The sequence below is a fragment of the Actinomadura miaoliensis genome (assembly GCF_039536785.1).
Lineage (GTDB): Bacteria > Actinomycetota > Actinomycetes > Streptosporangiales > Streptosporangiaceae > Spirillospora > Spirillospora miaoliensis.
This window is the reverse complement of record NZ_BAAAZG010000010.1, coordinates 42,479-58,048: the sequence shown is the minus strand read 5'-3', so window position 1 is coordinate 58,048 and position 15,570 is coordinate 42,479. Positions and strand designations below refer to the sequence as shown.

The following is a 15,570-nucleotide window of genomic DNA, read 5'->3' as shown; positions in this document are numbered from 1 at the left end:
GGTTCAACCGGCATGCCGGAATCCACCCGGGTTACCCGTCACGTCACCCGCCGCGCCCGCGCCCGCGCGCGCCCGGTGCGGGGCACCCGTCACGCGGGATGTCCGGCGCGGCTGGCAGACTCGTTACGCGTGGGCGGCGCCTGAAGGCGATCTGCAGGGCTAGTGGTGGGAGACAGGGCAATTGAGCATCAGCTTTCCGCGGCAGAGCGCGCGTACGCGGCGGTTCACCCTCGGCGTCCCACGGGCCTTCCAGGTGGCGCCGGACGGGTCCCGCGTGGTGTTCCTGCGCACCCGGGCGGGCGACGACCCGGTGACGTGCCTGTGGACGCTCGACCCCGCGACCGGTGAGGAGCGGCTGGTCGCCGACCCGGCGGCGCTCGACCTGCCCGGCGAGCAGAGCCTGCCGCCCGAGGAGCGCGCCCGCCGCGAACGGGCCCGTGAGCAGGCGGGCGGCATCGTCGGTTACGCCGTGGACCGCGACGTGCGCCAGGCCGTCTTCACCCTGGCCGGGCAGCTGTTCCTCGCCGACCTGGAAACCGGGCAGGTCCGCGGCCTGCCCGCCACCACCCCCGTGTTCGACCCGCGTCTCGACCCGGCCGGGCGGCGCGTGGCGTACGTGTCCGGCCGCACCCTGCGCGTGCTGGACGTGGCGAGCGGCGAGGACGCCGCGCTGGTGACGCCCGAGTCCGAGCAGGTGTCCTACGGGCTGGCGGAGTTCATCGCGGCCGAGGAGATGAACCGCATGCGGGGCCACTGGTGGGCGCCCGACGGCGAGACGCTGCTGGCCGCGCGGGTGGACGAGACGCCCGTGCTGCGCTGGCACATCGCCGACCCCGCCAACCCCGAGCAGCCCCCGGTCGAGGTGGCCTATCCCGCCGCCGGCACGCCGAACGCCATCGTCTCGCTGGTGCTGCTGAAGCTGGACGGCCGCCGCACGGCGGTCGCCTGGGACCGCGGCGAGTTCCCCTACGTGGTCACCGCCGTCTGGGACGGGCACGGCCTGCTGGTCGTGGTGCAGACGCGCGACCAGCGCGTCCAGCGGCTGCTCAAGGTCGACCCGTCGTCCGGCGAGACGGCGCTGCTGCACACCCTGCACGACCCGGTGTGGACCGAGATCGTGCCGGGCGTCCCGGCCCGGCTGGGCAACGGCGAGGTCGTCTGGATCGTCGACGACCGGGAGAGCGACACCCGGCGCCTGACCGTCGCCGGGAAGCCCGTCACCCCGGCGGGGCTGCAGGTGCGGTCCGTGCTGGGCGTGGAGGGCGAGACGGTGCTGTTCACCGCCTCGCAGGAGCCGACGGAAGCGCACGTGTGGTCCTACGGCCCGGACGGGGTCGTCCGGCTCACCGACGACCCGGGGGTGTTCACGGGCGTCCGCTGCGGCGAGGTGACCGTGCTGACCGGCTCCCGGCTGGACAGTCACGGCGTGTCCACTGAGGTCCGCGGGCCCGGCGGCGCCGTCCACCCGATCGCGTCGCGCGCCGAGACCCCGGTGGTGACGCCGCGGGTGGAGCTGCTGCACGCCGGGGAGCGCGCGATCCGCACGGCCGTGGTGCTGCCGGCGGACTGGAAGCCCAGCGACGGGCGGCTGCCGGTGCTCATGGACCCCTACGGCGGCCCGCACGCCCAGCGGGTGCTGGCCGTGCGGCGCGCCTACAACGAGGCCCAGTGGCTGGCCGACCAGGGCTTCGCCGTGGTGATCGCCGACGGCCGCGGCACCCCGGCGCGCGGCCCGGCCTGGGAGCGCGCGGTCGACCGCGACTTCACCGGGCCGGTGCTCGAGGACCAGATCGCCGCGCTGGAGGAGGCCGCCCGCCGCCACCCCGGCGCGCTGGACCTGGGCCGGGTGGGCATCCGCGGCTGGTCGTTCGGCGGCTGGCTGGCCGCGCTGGCGGTGCTGCGCCGCCCCGACGTGTTCCACGCGGCGGTGGCGGGCGCCCCGCCCACCGACTGGCGGCTGTACGACACCCACTACACCGAGCGCTACCTCGGCCACCCGGACGAGGAGCCCGAGAGCTACGCCGCCCACTCGCTGATCGAGGACGCGCCGCGGCTGGAGCGTCCGCTGCTGCTGATCCACGGCCTGGCCGACGACAACGTGGTGGCCGCCCACACGCTGCGCCTGTCCAGCGCGCTGCTGGCGGCCGGCCGGCCCCACACCGTCCTGCCCCTGTCCGGCGTCACCCACATGACCCCGCAGGAGGTCGTCGCGGAGAACCTGCTGAACCTCCAGGTCGGTTTCCTGAAGGACGCGCTGGCCGAACGCAGGGCGTGAGTCACCGCGAGGGCTCCCTGTCACCGTGCCGGGACGAGTCACCGTGCCGGGACGAGTCGCCGTGCCAGGAGGACCAGAGGGCGGCGTAGGAGCCGTCCGCGGCGATGAGCTCATCGTGGGTGCCGAGTTCGGTGACGCGGCCGTTCTCCACGACGGCCACGCGGTCGGCGTCGTGCGCGGTGTGCAGGCGGTGCGCGATCGCCACGACCGTGCGGCCGTCCAGCACGGCGGCCAGGGTGCGTTCGAGGCGGCGCGCGGCGCGCGGGTCGAGCAGGGACGTCGCCTCGTCCAGCACCAGCGTGTGCGGGTCGGCCAGGACGAGCCGGGCCAGCGCGAGCTGCTGGGCCTGGGCGGGTGACAGCGCCTCGCCGCCGGAGCCCACCAGCGCGTCCAGGCCGGGGCCGTCCCAGTCGACGGCCCGCAGCGCCGCCTCTGCCTCGGCGTCGGTGACCGGCCGCGCCATCACCAGGTTGTCCCGGACGGTGCCGCGGAACACGTGGTGGTCCTGGGTGACCAGGGCGACGTGGCCGCGCAGGTCGTCCAGCGGCAGGTCCACCAGCGGGACGGCGCCCGCGCCCTCGCCCACGGTGACCGTGCCGGCGCGCGGCCCGTCCACCCCGGCCAGCAGGCGTCCCAGCGTGGACTTGCCCGCGCCGCTCGGCCCCACCACGGCCAGCCGCTCGCCGGGACGCAGCGTCAGGTCGACGTCGTGCAGGACGTCGTGGCCGCCTCGGTAGGCGTAGCGCACGCCCCGGGCGGCCAGGCGTTCCCCGTCGGGCCGGGCGCCGCCCGGCGAACGGTCGGGCGGGACGTTGCCGACGCCCAGCAGCCGGGCCAGCGACGCGCGGCCGAGCTGCAGCTCGTCCAGCCAGGTGAGCAGCACGTCCACCGGGCCGATGAGCTGCTGCACGTACAGGGTGGCGGCGGTCACCTGGGCCAGCGACGCCATGCCGTGGATGTGGAACAGGCCGCCGACGAACACGGTGGCCGCGACCGGCAGCACGAAGGAGAACTCCGCCACCGGGAACAGCACGGTGCGCAGCCGCAGCGTGTAGCGCTCGGCGCGGTAGGAGCCGGCGATGTCGTCGTCGCAGCGCCGCATCCGCCGCTCGGCCAGGCCCAGCGCGTCGACGGTGCGGGCGCCGTGCACGGTCTCGGCGAGCCCGTCGGTCATGTTCGCCCAGGCGACCATCTCGCGCTCGTAGCCGGCGCCGGCGCGGCGCAGGTACCAGCGCATCACGCCCCACAGCAGCGGGACGACGACCAGGCACGGCAGCGCCACCAGCGGCCCGGTCAGCGCCAGCGCGCCCAGCGTGAACGCGATGGACAGCAGGGAGATGAGGATCTCCGGCGCGGCGTGCCGGACGGTGTTCGACAGCGTGTCGACGTCCCGGGAGGTGCGGCTCAGCAGGTCGCCGGTCCCGGCGCGTTCGACGCGCGACAGCGGCAGCGCCAGCACCCGGCCGACGAACTCCTCGCGCAGCTCGGCCAGGATCCGCTCGCCCAGCCGCGCGGACGCGTAGTAGGCGTACCGGACCAGGACGCCCTGTGCGACCACGAAACCGGCGATGGCCAGGGCGACGGTGTCGATGTCGGCGTCGCCGCGTTCCACCCCCTCCACCAGGTCGCCCAGCAGCCGCGGGGTGACCAGCCCGGCCACCGCGGCCAGCGCGTGCAGGGCCAGCGCGCCGAGCAGGGCGCGGGGGTGGCGCAGCAGCAGGCGCCGGGCGTGCGCGCGCACCTGCGCCGACGTCGCCACGGGCAGGATCTCGGTGCTCACGGCCGGTGGTCCTCCTGGGTCGTCGTGGGCGGACGGCCGTCTCGCCGGGCGCTGTCAGGGGTGTGTCAGGGTGCGGCCTCGCCGCGGGTGACGGCCGCGGCGTAGCGGGGCTCGGACGCCAGCAGGTCGCGGTGGCGTCCCTCGGCGGCCACCGCGCCGTTCTCGACGTACGCGACGTGGTCGGCGCGGTCGAGCATGAGCGGGCTCGTCGTGCACACCACGGTGGTGCGGCCCGCGCGGGCGGCGCCGAGCCGGTCGGCGATACGCGCCTCGGTGTGCGCGTCGACGGCGCTGGTCGGCTCGACCAGGACCAGCACCTCGGGGTCGGCCACCAGCGCGCGGGCCAGCCGCAGCCGCTGCCGCTGCCCGCCGGAGAACTCGCGTCCGGCCTCGGCGACGTGCGCGTCCAGGCCGATGGCCTCGACGATGTCCTCGGCACTGGCGGCCCGCAGCGCCGCGTGCAGCGTCGCGTCGTCCACCGGGCCGCCGAAGCCCGGGGTGAGGGCGTCGCGCAGCGTCCCGGAGAACAGGCGGTCCTCGTTGACGGCGACGACGATCCGTTCGCGCACGTCGGCGATGTCGCGCAGCGGGACGCCGCCGTAGGCGACCTCGCCGTCGGCGTGCCGGCCGAGGCGGTCGGCGATGGCCTGGGCGTCGCGCGGGTCCGACGCGGCGAGCGCGGTGAGCCGTCCGGGCCGCACGACCAGGCCGGACGCCGCGTCCGCCAGCTCGGCGGGCCCGTCCGGGACGATGCCGCCGGAGTGCGGGAGGTCGGGTTCCGTGCGCAGCACCCGCACGACCCGTCCGGCCGCGACGTGCCCCCGGGTGAGCTTGCCCGCCATCTCCCCGATCGTCTTCAGCGGCGCGACCAGGAACACCGCGTACCCGTAGCCCGCGACCAGCTCGCCCACGCTGATGGCGCCGGACTGGGCCAGCCGGGCGCCCACCCAGGTGACCACGGCGAGCAGCAGTCCGAGCAGCAGCCCCTGGGCGCCCATGAGCCGCGAGTCGGCCCACGCCACGGCCACGCCCGCCCGGCGCACCCGCTGCGACTCGTCCCGGTAGCGGTCGGCGAACAGCGCCTCGCCGCCGATGCCGCGCAGCACCCGCAGGCCCGCCACCAGGTCGGTGGCGCGGCTGTTCAGCTCGCCGACCAGCTCGCGGTGGCGCTGCTCGCGCTCGCGCAGCGGCCGCAGCATCGGCCCGCCCACCGCAAGGATCACCGGGACGCCGACCAGCACGACCAGGCCGAGCGGCGGGGAGGTGGCCAGCATCAGGCCCGCCACCACGACGAGCGCGGCGACGGCGCCGCTGCCGCGCGCCAGGATGTCCAGGGAGTCGCCGATGTCGTCCACGTCCGACACGCCGACGCTGACCGCCTCGCCCGCGCCGATCCGCCGCGGCAGCGTGCCGCCGAGCCGGGTCGCCTGCCGGGTGACGAGCTGGATGGTGCGATAGGCGGCGGACAGCCAGTTGTAGATGGCCATGCGGTGCCGCAGCACCCCGGTCGCGGCGACGCCGACGCCGAGGCCGAGCAGCGCGCCCGACCACAGCGCCAGCGCGGACGCGTCGCGTGCCGTCACACCGTCGTCCACCGCCCGGCCGATCACGGCGGGCATGAGCGCCTGGCAGAGCATCCACACCACGCCGAGGGCCGCCCCGGCCAGCACGGTGCGCCACTGCAGGCGCGTCAGCCACAGCAGGTAGCGGCCGGGCGAGCGCACGTCGGGGATCCCGGGGTCGGCGACCGGTAAGCGCTTCACATGGCCGAAGAGTATGCGGCGCGGATCCGGAGTTCGACTGGTTTTTCCGGCGCGCGAGGCCCGTTCCGAGGGCTCTTGCCATGATGCCGGGGTGCGGGCGGTCGATCGAAGACGCTAAGGTCAGGGTGTACGGAGCGGCCCCGCACCGCTCCCCTGAGCCGCGATCCGCCGCCCGCCGCGATCCGCCGACCGCGATCCGCGCGCGCCGCGGTCCGGCCCGTGGTCGCGGGACGGTCGTCGTCCGTCGGAGCACCGCGGGTGCCCCGTGCCGTCAGACCGCCGAGAGTCCGGAACCTCAGTGAGCACGATCAGCCAGCACACCCGTCCCGCGGCGCCGCCGGGCACCGAGGACAGGATCGACCTGCTCCTCATCGACGACGACCCCGGCAACGTCCGCGTGGTCGAGAAGATGCTCGTCGAGGCCGGGCTGGACATCAGCATGGCCGTGGCCGACAGCCTGGACGCGGCGCGCCGCCGGCTGACCCGCCGCATCCAGTGCATCCTGGTGGACCTGTCCACCCCGGGCATCGACCACCTGGAGGGGCTGCGGCAGGTGCTGGGCATGTCCGAGCACGCCGCGGTGGTGGTGCTGACCGGCCTGGCCGACGTGCACCTGGGGGTGCGGGCGGTCGCGGCGGGCGCCGAGGACTACCTGGTCAAGCAGGAGGTGGACGGGCCGCTGCTGGCGCGCGCCATCCGCTACGCCATCGAGCGCAAGCGCGCCGAGGAGAGCGAGCGGCGGCTGGTCGAGGCGCGCATCGTGGGCCGGGAGAACGCCCGGCTGGAGCGCGGTCTGCTGCCGGTGCCGCTGATCGACGACCCGTCCATGCGGCACGACACCCGCTACCGTCCGGGCCGCCGCCGGGCCCTGCTGGGCGGCGACTTCTACGACACCGTGCAGACCGAGGGCGGCGCGGTGCACCTGATGATCGGGGACGTGTGCGGGCACGGCCCCGACGAGGCCGCGCTCGGCGTGCAGCTGCGCATGGCCTGGCGGACGCTGGTGCTGGCCGGGCACACCGGCCAGCAGCTGCTCGGCATCCTCGACACCGTCCTCGGCCACGAGCGGCGCAGCGAGGAGCTGTTCACGACGCTGTGCATGGTGACGGTGGCGCCGTCGCGCCGTACCGCGCGTATGCACCTGGCCGGGCATCCGCCGCCGCTGCTGTTCCGGCACGGCTCCGGCGAAGCCGACTCCGGCGGTTCCGACTCCGACGTGGAGGTGGCGGCGCTGCCCGACTACGCGCACGGCCCGGCGCTGGGCCTGGCGCCGGGCGCCGAGTGGCCCACCACCGAGATCGACCTCGGCGAGTCGTGGGAGCTGATGCTCTACACCGACGGGCTGATCGAGGGACGGGTCGGCACGGGCCCGGCCCGGCTGGGCACCGAGGGCCTGGTCGACCTGGCGCGCAGCGCCCGCCGCCGCGGCTTCACCGGCCGCGCGCTGATCGACGAACTGGTCAACGAGGTCGAGGCGCTGAACGGGGACGCGCTCACCGACGACCTGGCCGTCCTGCTGCTGTCGCACACGCGGTCCGGCTGACGGTCTCCGGCGGGGCCGAGGGGGGTCGGCGAGGCACGGAACGTCCCCGCACACCAGGGCCGAAGTTCCCTTACCGCGTGTGAAGTCCCTCACGTTCCCACCCGTGTCGAATGGGCGAAATGCCCGGTCCCGCATGGGCTATAGCCATGGGCTATGGAAACAAGGCCCGTGATGACTTGGAACTCTTTCCGCAGGCAGGCGTAGCGTCACGCGCGTGGCTATAGCGATACCCGCGATCTACCGGACGACCGTCGGCAAGAAGGCCGTCATGGCCGTCACCGGCGCCGTGCTGGTGCTCTACCTGATCGCGCACATGATCGGGAACCTGAAGATCTTCTTCGGGGCGGAGGACTTCAACCACTACGCGCACTGGCTGCGCACCATCGGGGAGCCCGCCGTCCCGCACCGCACCGTGCTGACGCTCATCGAGGTGGTGCTCGCCGCCTCGGTCGTCCTGCACATGTGGTCGGCGGTGTCGCTGGCCCGGCGCGCGTCCGCCGCCCGGCCGGTCAAGTACCAGGCCAAGCGCAAGTCGCACGCGCAGGGCTACGCCACCCGCACCATGCGGTACGGCGGCGTCATCATCCTGCTGTTCGTCATCTGGCACCTGCTGGACCTGACGTTCTTCGTGGTCAACCCCAAGGGCTCCGACGCCACCCCCTACGAGCGGATGGTCGCCGACTTCGCCCCCGAACGCTGGTACATCACGCTCTGGTACGTGCTGGCCGTGGTCATGGTCGGACTGCACCTGCGGCACGGCATCTGGAGCGCCTTCCAGACCCTCGGCCTGCGCACCCCGCGCGGCGACGGCGCACTGCGCGGCCTGGCCACCGCCCTGGCCGCGGTGGTCACCGTGGGCTTCGTGGCCGTGCCCCTCTCGATCACCTTCGGATGGGTGAGCTGACATGACCGACGACGGTTTCTTCACCACCGGCGACCCCATCGCCGACACCAAGGCCCCGGCCGGCCCCATCGAGGAGCGCTGGACCAAGCGCCGCTTCGGGGTCAAGCTGGTCAACCCCGCCAACAAGCGCAAGAAGACGATCATCGTGGTGGGCACCGGGCTGGCCGGCGGATCGGCCGGCGCCACCCTCGCCGAGGCGGGCTACCACGTCATCCAGTTCTGCTTCCAGGACAGCCCGCGCCGCGCCCACTCCATCGCCGCGCAGGGCGGCATCAACGCCGCCAAGAACTACCGCAACGACGGCGACAGCGTGCACCGGCTGTTCTACGACACGGTCAAGGGCGGCGACTTCCGCTCCCGCGAGTCCAACGTGCACCGGCTCGCCGAGATCTCCACGCAGATCATCGACCAGTGCGTGGCGCAGGGCGTGCCGTTCGCCCGCGAGTACGGCGGCCTGCTCGACAACCGCTCCTTCGGCGGCACCCAGGTCTCGCGCACCTTCTACGCCCGCGGCCAGACGGGCCAGCAGCTGCTGCTCGGCGCGTACCAGGCGATGATGCGGCAGGTCGACGCGGGCAACATCGAGCTGTACCCGCGGCACGAGATGCTCGACCTGATCATGGAGGACGGCCGGGCCCGCGGCGTCGTCGTCCGCAACCTGCTCAACGGGGAGATCAAGCACTACACCGCCGACGCGGTCGTGCTGGCCACCGGCGGGTACGGCAACGTGTTCTTCCTGTCCACCAACGCGATGGGCTCCAACGTCACCGCGACGTGGCGGGCGCACAAGCACGGCGCGTACTTCGCCAACCCCTGCTACACGCAGATCCACCCGACCTGCATCCCCTACAGCGGCGAGCACCAGTCCAAGCTGACGCTGATGTCGGAGTCGCTGCGCAACGACGGCCGCGTCTGGGTGCCCAAGAAGGCCGGCGACAAGCGCAGGCCCGCCGACATCCCCGAGGACGAGCGCGACTACTACCTGGAGCGCATCTACCCCTCGTTCGGCAACCTGGTCCCCCGCGACATCGCCTCCCGCGCCGCCAAGAACGTCTGCGACGAGGGACGCGGCGTCGGCCCCGGCGGCCAGGGCGTCTACCTGGACTTCGCCGACGCCATCAAGCGCCTCGGCCGCAAGACCGTCGAGGCCAAGTACGGCAACCTGTTCGAGATGTACGAGCGCATCACCGGCGAGAACCCCTACGAGACGCCGATGCGCATCTACCCCGCCGTCCACTACACGATGGGCGGGCTGTGGGTGGACTACGACCTGCAGTCCAACCTGCCCGGCCTGTTCGTGATCGGCGAGGCCAACTTCTCCGACCACGGCGCCAACCGGCTCGGCGCGTCCGCGCTGATGCAGGGCCTGGCGGACGGCTACTTCGTCCTGCCGATCACCATCGGCGACTACATCGCCCGCAACAACGACCTGCCGCCGGTCGACACCTCGGCGATCAGCGAGGCCGAGACCCGCGTCCAGGACCAGATCGAGAAGCTGCTGTCGATCGACGGCGACCGCACCGTCGACTCCTTCCACCGCGAGCTCGGCCACATCATGTGGGAGTACTGCGGCATGGAGCGCACCGACGAGGGGCTGCGCAAGGCGCTGGAGCTCATCCCCGCCCTGCGCGAGGAGTTCTGGACCCGCGTCAAGGTCACCGGCAAGGGCGAGGAGCTCAACAAGGAGCTGGAGAAGGCCGGCCGCGTCGCCGACTTCCTCGAACTCGCCGAGCTGATGTGCATCGACGCGCTGCACCGCACCGAGTCGTGCGGCGGTCACTTCCGCGCCGAGAGCCAGGACGAGGACGGCGAGGCCAAGCGCGACGACGACAACTTCTCCTACGTCGCCGCCTGGGAGTGGGCCGGCTCCGGCAAGCCGCCCGTGCTCCACAAGGAGCCCCTCGAATTCGAATACGTCAAGCCCACTCAGAGGTCGTACAAGTAATCATGAAGGTCACACTGCGCATCTGGCGCCAGAAGGGCCCTGAGGACAAGGGCGGAATGGTCGAGTACAAGCTCGACGACATCTCTCCCGACGCCTCGTTCCTGGAAATGCTGGACGTGCTCAACGAGCAGCTCATCCAGAAGGGCGAGGAGCCGGTCGCCTTCGACCACGACTGCCGCGAGGGCATCTGCGGCATGTGCTCCCTGGTCATCAACGGGACCCCGCACGGCCCCGAGCGCAACACCACCACGTGCCAGCTGCACATGCGCAAGTTCAAGGACGGCGAGGTCATCGACGTCGAGCCGTGGCGCGCCAAGGCGTTCCCCGTGGTCAAGGACCTGGTCGTCGACCGCTCGGCGTTCGACCGCATCATCTCCGCCGGCGGCTACATCACCGCGCCGACCGGCACCGCCCCGGAGGCCCACTCGGTGCCGGTGCCGAAGCCGGACGCCGACAAGGCCTTCGAGGCCGCCGAGTGCATCGGCTGCGGCGCCTGCGTCGCCGCCTGCCCGAACGGCTCGGCGTCGCTGTTCCTCGGCGCCAAGGTCACCCACCTGGGCCTGCTCCCCCAGGGCCAGCCCGAGCGCTGGGACCGCGTCGTCAGCATGCTCGACGCCCACGACGCCGAGGGCTTCGGCGGCTGCACCAACACCGGCGAGTGCACGGTCGCCTGCCCCAAGGGCATCCCGCTGGACGTCATCGGCCGCCTCAACCACGACTACCTCAAGGCCACCGCCGGCGGCAAAAAGAAGTAACCCACGACAAAGCGCGCGTCCCGGGTGCCGGGACGCGCGCTTTGCGCTATCAGAACCCCCATCCACCCGCCGCAGGCCACGGCGGCCTCCACCCAGCACTCCTCCCACCGGACGGATGCCGCCCCCGCCCGCACCCAGCTTCTGCCCCTCGCCGACAACGGCCCTGCCCTCCCTGACGTATACACATCAGCGCATTCACTGGATGCCGACGTCTATCCACCAAGGGACATCCGCGGCATGGGCGCCGCCGTTAGGTTGGGCCGTGATTCGTCTCTCGGCGAGAAAGGCGACGACCCGATGGGCAAACACGCCAAAAAGGAAGAATGCAACGCGTGTAACGGCGCCAAGGGCCAGTGGGTGACCGACAACGGGCACGAGAAACGGCGGTGGGAACCGTGCGTGGTGTGCAACGGGACGGGTGAGCAGTGAGGTCTCCGGCGGAGGCCCTCGCAGCGATCCCTCGTGAGCAGTTCATCCCGGACGTGGTCTACGTCCCGGGGCCTGACCACTGGCTGGTCCCGCTGCGGCGCTCGGAGCAGCCCGTGCGGTGGCGGGAACTCGTGGACGATGACGACGGGGCGGTGATCACCAAGGTAGGTCCCCACCCCGGCGTTCCGGTGGAGGTGAGCGACCCCGCAACCGGCCGGGGACTGGTGGCCACCAGCTCCAGCAGCTCCCCACGGGTCATCGCCGCGATGATCCAGGCGCTGGACCCGGCCCCCGGCATGAAGGTCCTGGAGATCGGCACGGGGACCGGATACAACGCGGCCGTGCTGGCGTACGTGCTCGGCCACGACAACATCACCAGCATCGAGATCGATCCCGATGTGGCCGAGCAGGCCCGGACGGCTCTGCACAAGGCCGGGCATCCCGTCGAGGTGATCGTCGGCGATGGTGAGAACGGCCACCCGCCGCGTGCGCCCTACGACCGGATCATCGTCACCGCCGCCGCGCACACCGTGCCCTACGCCTGGGTGGAACAGACCACGCCAGGCGGAACGATCGTCGTCCCCTGGGCCCCCACGATCCATCCGGACTGGCCACTCGCACGGCTCACCGTCCGGGCCGACGGAACCGCCGTGGGCCGATTCATCGGCAGGGCGGGATTCATGCCCCTGCGCGCGCAGCGCCTGCTGCCCCGAGTCATGCACGAGGCCGAGGAGAGGTGGATCAAGGCCGGTCGGCCTCACTACTCGCGGTATGGAGTGACCGTTACTCGCGAGGGGCAGAGCGTGTGGCTGGATTCGCCCGCGAATCCTGTTGATCCGGCGCAGTAGGCGGGGGGCGGGGTCGGTCCTGGAAGGATCGCTGGACTTCGCCGACTACGCCGACTTGGCCGACGAGTCCGGTGCGTTTCGCGGCTTGGACCGGCCGTAGCCGGTCGGTTCCCCCGTACGGGCGAGGTGGTTCCCTCCCGCGGAGGGTGAGCGCGTGGCGGTCTCGCTGCGATCTTCGTAGGTGCCGGGCACGCTGTGCCCCCGCACAGGAGGAACGCAGATGACCACTCTCATGGAAGCCGCGCCGGCCGGTCGGTTGCGCACCGCGTGGCGGGCGGCGCACGACCCGGTCGCCGGGGTACCGCGATGGGCCCGGATCGCCGCCTACGCCGTCCCGTTCACGGTGCTGCCCTCCAGCGTCTGGCGGATAGCGGTGTGCACCTTCCACGCGCCGATCGTTGACGGCGTGGACGCCCAGGGCTCGGGGAATCTGCCGTGGTGGCTGCCGCTGGAGGTGTACGTCATCCTGCTGTCGATCGTGTCGGAACTGGCGGCGTTCACGGCGGTCGGGCTGGTCGCCGCGTGGGGCGAGACGTTTCCGCGCTGGGTGCCCGTGCTGCGCGGCCGGAGAGTGCCGACCGCGGCCGCCGTCGTCCCGGCCGCCCTCGGCGCCGCCGTCCTGACCCTGATGTGGACGGCTTCAGTGGTCAACGCGCTGTTCCAGCGTGATCTCTACGGCCGCCCGATCGACGATGACTTCTCCTCCCTCTTCGATCCTGGCCACTGGCAGGGCGTGCTGGCCCTGGCCGCCTATCTTCCGTTGCTGCTGTGGGGGCCGTTGCTGGGGTTGCTCACCGTCGCCTACTGGCGGCGCAGGCGGGGCGTCCGAGCGCGGTGAGGCCGCCGGTTCGCCGGCGGACCGGCGGCCTCATGACGATCGCGTCAGTCTTCGAGGGCGGCCGTCGACTGCTCCTCGGCGGTGCCGGGGAGTTGTTCGAAGGTGTCGGGGTCGATGGTGCCGACCTCGCCGGACGCCACGTCGCGCAGCATGGCGGTCAGGCCCGCGGTGACGGCGCGGATGAAACGTTCGGACTGGTAGTGGCCCATCGTCTGGGTCTGGCCGCGGACCTCGAACAGCACCGTGCCCGTGCCGATCAGGCCGAAGGAGGAGCGGGCCTGGCCGGGCAGGTCGCGGGTCGGCGGGTGCGGGTAGCGGGCGGGGATGTAGCCGCGTTCCTCGATGCCGCGGAACGCGCTGATCGCCAGTTGCTTGGACAGCGTCTTGGCGTAGGTCCGGGCGTACGGGGCGTACTTCTGGCCCGGCTCGAAGAAGCGGTCGGGCAGCGGCGGGTAGTCGACGGCGACGTCCAGCAGCCGGTTCTGGGCGTCCTCCCGGACGCAGGCGCCCTGGTGGTGCAGGTCGACGTAGGTGTGCACCTTGCCCTTGCGGGCGGTCCAGTACTTGTAGATGTCGCGGAGCGTCTGCGACTCGGGGTTGAGGAACCAGCCGGGCCTCGACCCGTCGCCCGGCACGTCCTCGGGCTTGGGCCGGTAGTCCAGGTCGGGGTTGAAGTCGCGGTTCAGGTCGAAGCCGGGCCTGGTGGTGTAGTCGTCGCCCTGCAGCCGCGTGTTGAGGTAGTTCCAGGCGGGCGGACGTCCCGCGAGCTGCGGGAAGTCACGCTGGACCTCGGCCCAGGAGTTGTCGTTGCCGCGCCGGTCGAGTTCGGCGCCGTCCGGATTGATCTTCGGGACGGCGACGAACGTGATCTCCTTGCGGATCCGCGCGGCCTCGGGGGAGCCGGACGTGCCCAGCCAGTTCAGGATGCGCAGCAGCGCGGTGGTGCCGGTCTTCTCGTTGCCGTGGATCTCGGAGGTGACGATGAACACCTTCGGCCCGGTGCCGACCGTCGCGGTGTGGATGGAGCGGCCCCGGTTGGACTTCCCGGCGACCTTCACCTCCACGCGGCCGTGGCTGACGCGTTCGAGCCGGGCCAGCTCGGCGCGCATCTCGTCGTAGTCGATGAACTTCCAGGTGGGCAGGTCGCGCGGCTCGTCGCTGCACTGCTGCGGCGCGGCCGGGGCGGGCGACGCGGAGGCGGGCGGGGCGGCGGTCAGGGTGAGGGCGAGGGGCGCGGCCAGCAGGGAGGCGGCCAGCGCGGTGCGGTGGCGGCGGGGGGACGGACGCATACGGCCTCCGAAAAAGGGGTCGGACGGTCAGATCGGACCCTAGATGCGCAGGCCGCACGACGGACGGTCAAGATCCACTGATTCGCCGTCCGGTGTATCGGTGACGGTTGTCCTTGACGTCAGGCGATCACGGACGTCAGGCGGTGACGGACGTCAGGCGGTGACGGGCGTCAGGCGGTGACGAGGGCTTCCACGCCCGAGGGCAGGCTGCCCGCCAGGGCCGCCTCCGCCAGGAAGGTCTCCAGGGTCTCCTGGAAGGCGCGGGCGGCGTGGGTGGGGTCGACATCCTTGCGGTGCGCGAGCGCGATCGTCCGCAGGAGGCCGGGGTGGTGGCCGCGGCGGGACGCGTCGGGGTCGGAGTCGTCCAGCACGAGGGGCGTGCCGCGCAGGCCGGGGCGTCCGGCGAGCACCATGCTCGGGACGACGGCGATGCCCAGCCCGGCCTCGACGAACCGCAGCACCGCGTCCATCTCGCCGCCCTCGACCGCGAAGCTCGGCTCGAACCCGGCCGCGCGGCAGGCGCCGATCGTCGCCTCGCGCAGGTCGTAGCCGGAGCGGAACATCACCAGCGGACGGTTGCGCAGGTCCTCGATCCGCAGGTAGGGGCGGCGCGGCAGCATCCCGCGGTGCGTCCGGTCGGCGTTCTCCGGGTCCGCGGGCGACGCGACGACCAGGTTCTCGCGCAGGATGGGGACGGTGTCCAGCGGCGGGTCGCCGTGCAGGGGCAGGATCACCAGCGCCAGGTCGAGGGAGCCGCGGGTGAGTTCCCGGACCAGGTCGCGGGAGCCGCCCTCCTCGACGATCAGCCGGATGCCGGGGTAGGCGTCGTGGAAGCGGCGCAGGACGTCGGCCAGCAGCCCGGCGCACAGCGACGGCGTGGCGCCCAGCCGCACCCGGCCGCGCCGCAGGCCCGCCAGCTCCTGCACCTCCAGCCGGGCGGTGTCGACGTCGGCGAGGATCCGCTTGGCCAGCGGCAGCAGCGCCTCGCCCGCCGGGGTCAGGGTGATGTTGCCGCGCGCCCGGCTGAACAGGGACGCGCCCAGCTCGGTCTCCAGCGCGCGGATCTGCTTGGACAGCGACGGCTGCGCCACGTGCAGGATCTCCGCCGCGTGGGTGAAGTGCCGGACCTCGGCCACCGCGACGAAGTAGGCCAGCTGCTGCAACTGCACCCTGCACAGGGTACGGCCCGCGGGAGCGGCGG

General features: G+C 72.8%; 11 protein-coding genes. 7 read left to right on the top strand and 4 right to left on the bottom strand.

Annotated elements, in window-relative coordinates:
- The first annotated feature begins 181 nt into the window (after positions 1 to 181).
- Complete coding sequence (locus tag ABD811_RS10125; protein WP_344944350.1) at positions 182 to 2,275, top strand: S9 family peptidase; 2,094 nt, start codon at positions 182 to 184, stop codon at positions 2,273 to 2,275.
- 1 nt (position 2,276) lies between these two features.
- Here ABD811_RS10125 and ABD811_RS10120 read toward each other — a convergent pair whose 3' ends face one another.
- Together ABD811_RS10120 and ABD811_RS10115 are read right to left on the bottom strand one after the other, a co-directional pair.
- The gene (locus tag ABD811_RS10120; protein ID WP_344944348.1) at positions 2,277 to 4,055 is read right to left on the bottom strand and encodes an ABC transporter ATP-binding protein; all 1,779 of its coding nucleotides are present in this window, start codon (positions 4,053 to 4,055) and stop codon (positions 2,277 to 2,279) included.
- A 65-nt stretch (positions 4,056 to 4,120) separates the two neighbouring features.
- Complete coding sequence (locus ABD811_RS10115) at positions 4,121 to 5,818, bottom strand: ABC transporter transmembrane domain-containing protein (protein WP_344944345.1); 1,698 nt, start codon at positions 5,816 to 5,818, stop codon at positions 4,121 to 4,123.
- Between the two features lie 298 nt (positions 5,819 to 6,116).
- Between ABD811_RS10115 and ABD811_RS10110 the strand changes: the two genes are divergently transcribed.
- From ABD811_RS10110 to ABD811_RS10085, 6 genes are all read left to right on the top strand, one after another.
- Positions 6,117 to 7,361 (top strand): PP2C family protein-serine/threonine phosphatase, encoded by a 1,245-nt coding sequence (locus tag ABD811_RS10110; RefSeq protein ID WP_344944343.1) that lies wholly within the window; start codon positions 6,117 to 6,119, stop codon positions 7,359 to 7,361.
- Positions 7,362 to 7,575: 214 nt separating this feature from the next.
- Positions 7,576 to 8,265, top strand: a complete 690-nt coding sequence (locus ABD811_RS10105) for a succinate dehydrogenase cytochrome b subunit (RefSeq protein ID WP_344944340.1) — start codon at positions 7,576 to 7,578, stop codon at positions 8,263 to 8,265.
- A gap of 1 nt (position 8,266) precedes the next feature.
- Complete coding sequence (locus ABD811_RS10100; RefSeq protein ID WP_344944339.1) at positions 8,267 to 10,210, top strand: fumarate reductase/succinate dehydrogenase flavoprotein subunit; 1,944 nt, start codon at positions 8,267 to 8,269, stop codon at positions 10,208 to 10,210.
- A 2-nt stretch (positions 10,211 to 10,212) separates the two neighbouring features.
- Entirely contained in the window at positions 10,213 to 10,965 is a 753-nt protein-coding gene (locus tag ABD811_RS10095; RefSeq protein ID WP_344944336.1) for a succinate dehydrogenase/fumarate reductase iron-sulfur subunit, read from the top strand.
- 425 nt (positions 10,966 to 11,390) lie between these two features.
- Complete coding sequence (locus ABD811_RS10090) at positions 11,391 to 12,242, top strand: methyltransferase domain-containing protein (RefSeq protein WP_344944334.1); 852 nt, start codon at positions 11,391 to 11,393, stop codon at positions 12,240 to 12,242.
- A 220-nt stretch (positions 12,243 to 12,462) separates the two neighbouring features.
- Positions 12,463 to 13,080, top strand: coding sequence for a hypothetical protein (locus ABD811_RS10085; protein WP_344944331.1), 618 nt, complete (start codon positions 12,463 to 12,465; stop codon positions 13,078 to 13,080).
- Positions 13,081 to 13,124: 44 nt separating this feature from the next.
- Here the strand turns inward: ABD811_RS10085 and ABD811_RS10080 are convergent, their stop codons facing one another.
- Together ABD811_RS10080 and ABD811_RS10075 are read right to left on the bottom strand one after the other, a co-directional pair.
- Positions 13,125 to 14,369 carry a M14 family zinc carboxypeptidase gene (locus ABD811_RS10080; protein ID WP_344944329.1) on the bottom strand — a complete coding sequence of 415 codons (1,245 nt, stop codon included), beginning with the start codon at positions 14,367 to 14,369 and terminating at the stop codon, positions 13,125 to 13,127.
- 170 nt (positions 14,370 to 14,539) lie between these two features.
- Positions 14,540 to 15,538: a LysR family transcriptional regulator gene (locus ABD811_RS10075; RefSeq protein ID WP_344944327.1), complete on the bottom strand. Its 999-nt coding sequence runs from the start codon at positions 15,536 to 15,538 to the stop codon at positions 14,540 to 14,542.
- Positions 15,539 to 15,570 lie beyond the last annotated feature (32 nt).

Excerpts from the sequence above, each read along its gene's own strand:
- ABD811_RS10100 (WP_344944339.1), top strand. The coding sequence starts at position 8,267 with ATGACCGACGACGGTTTCTTCACCACCGGCGACCCCATCGCCGACACC.
- ABD811_RS10095 (WP_344944336.1), top strand. The coding sequence starts at position 10,213 with ATGAAGGTCACACTGCGCATCTGGCGCCAGAAGGGCCCTGAGGACAAG.
- ABD811_RS10085 (WP_344944331.1), top strand. The coding sequence starts at position 12,463 with ATGACCACTCTCATGGAAGCCGCGCCGGCCGGTCGGTTGCGCACCGCG.
- ABD811_RS10080 (WP_344944329.1), bottom strand. The coding sequence starts at position 14,369 with ATGCGTCCGTCCCCCCGCCGCCACCGCACCGCGCTGGCCGCCTCCCTG.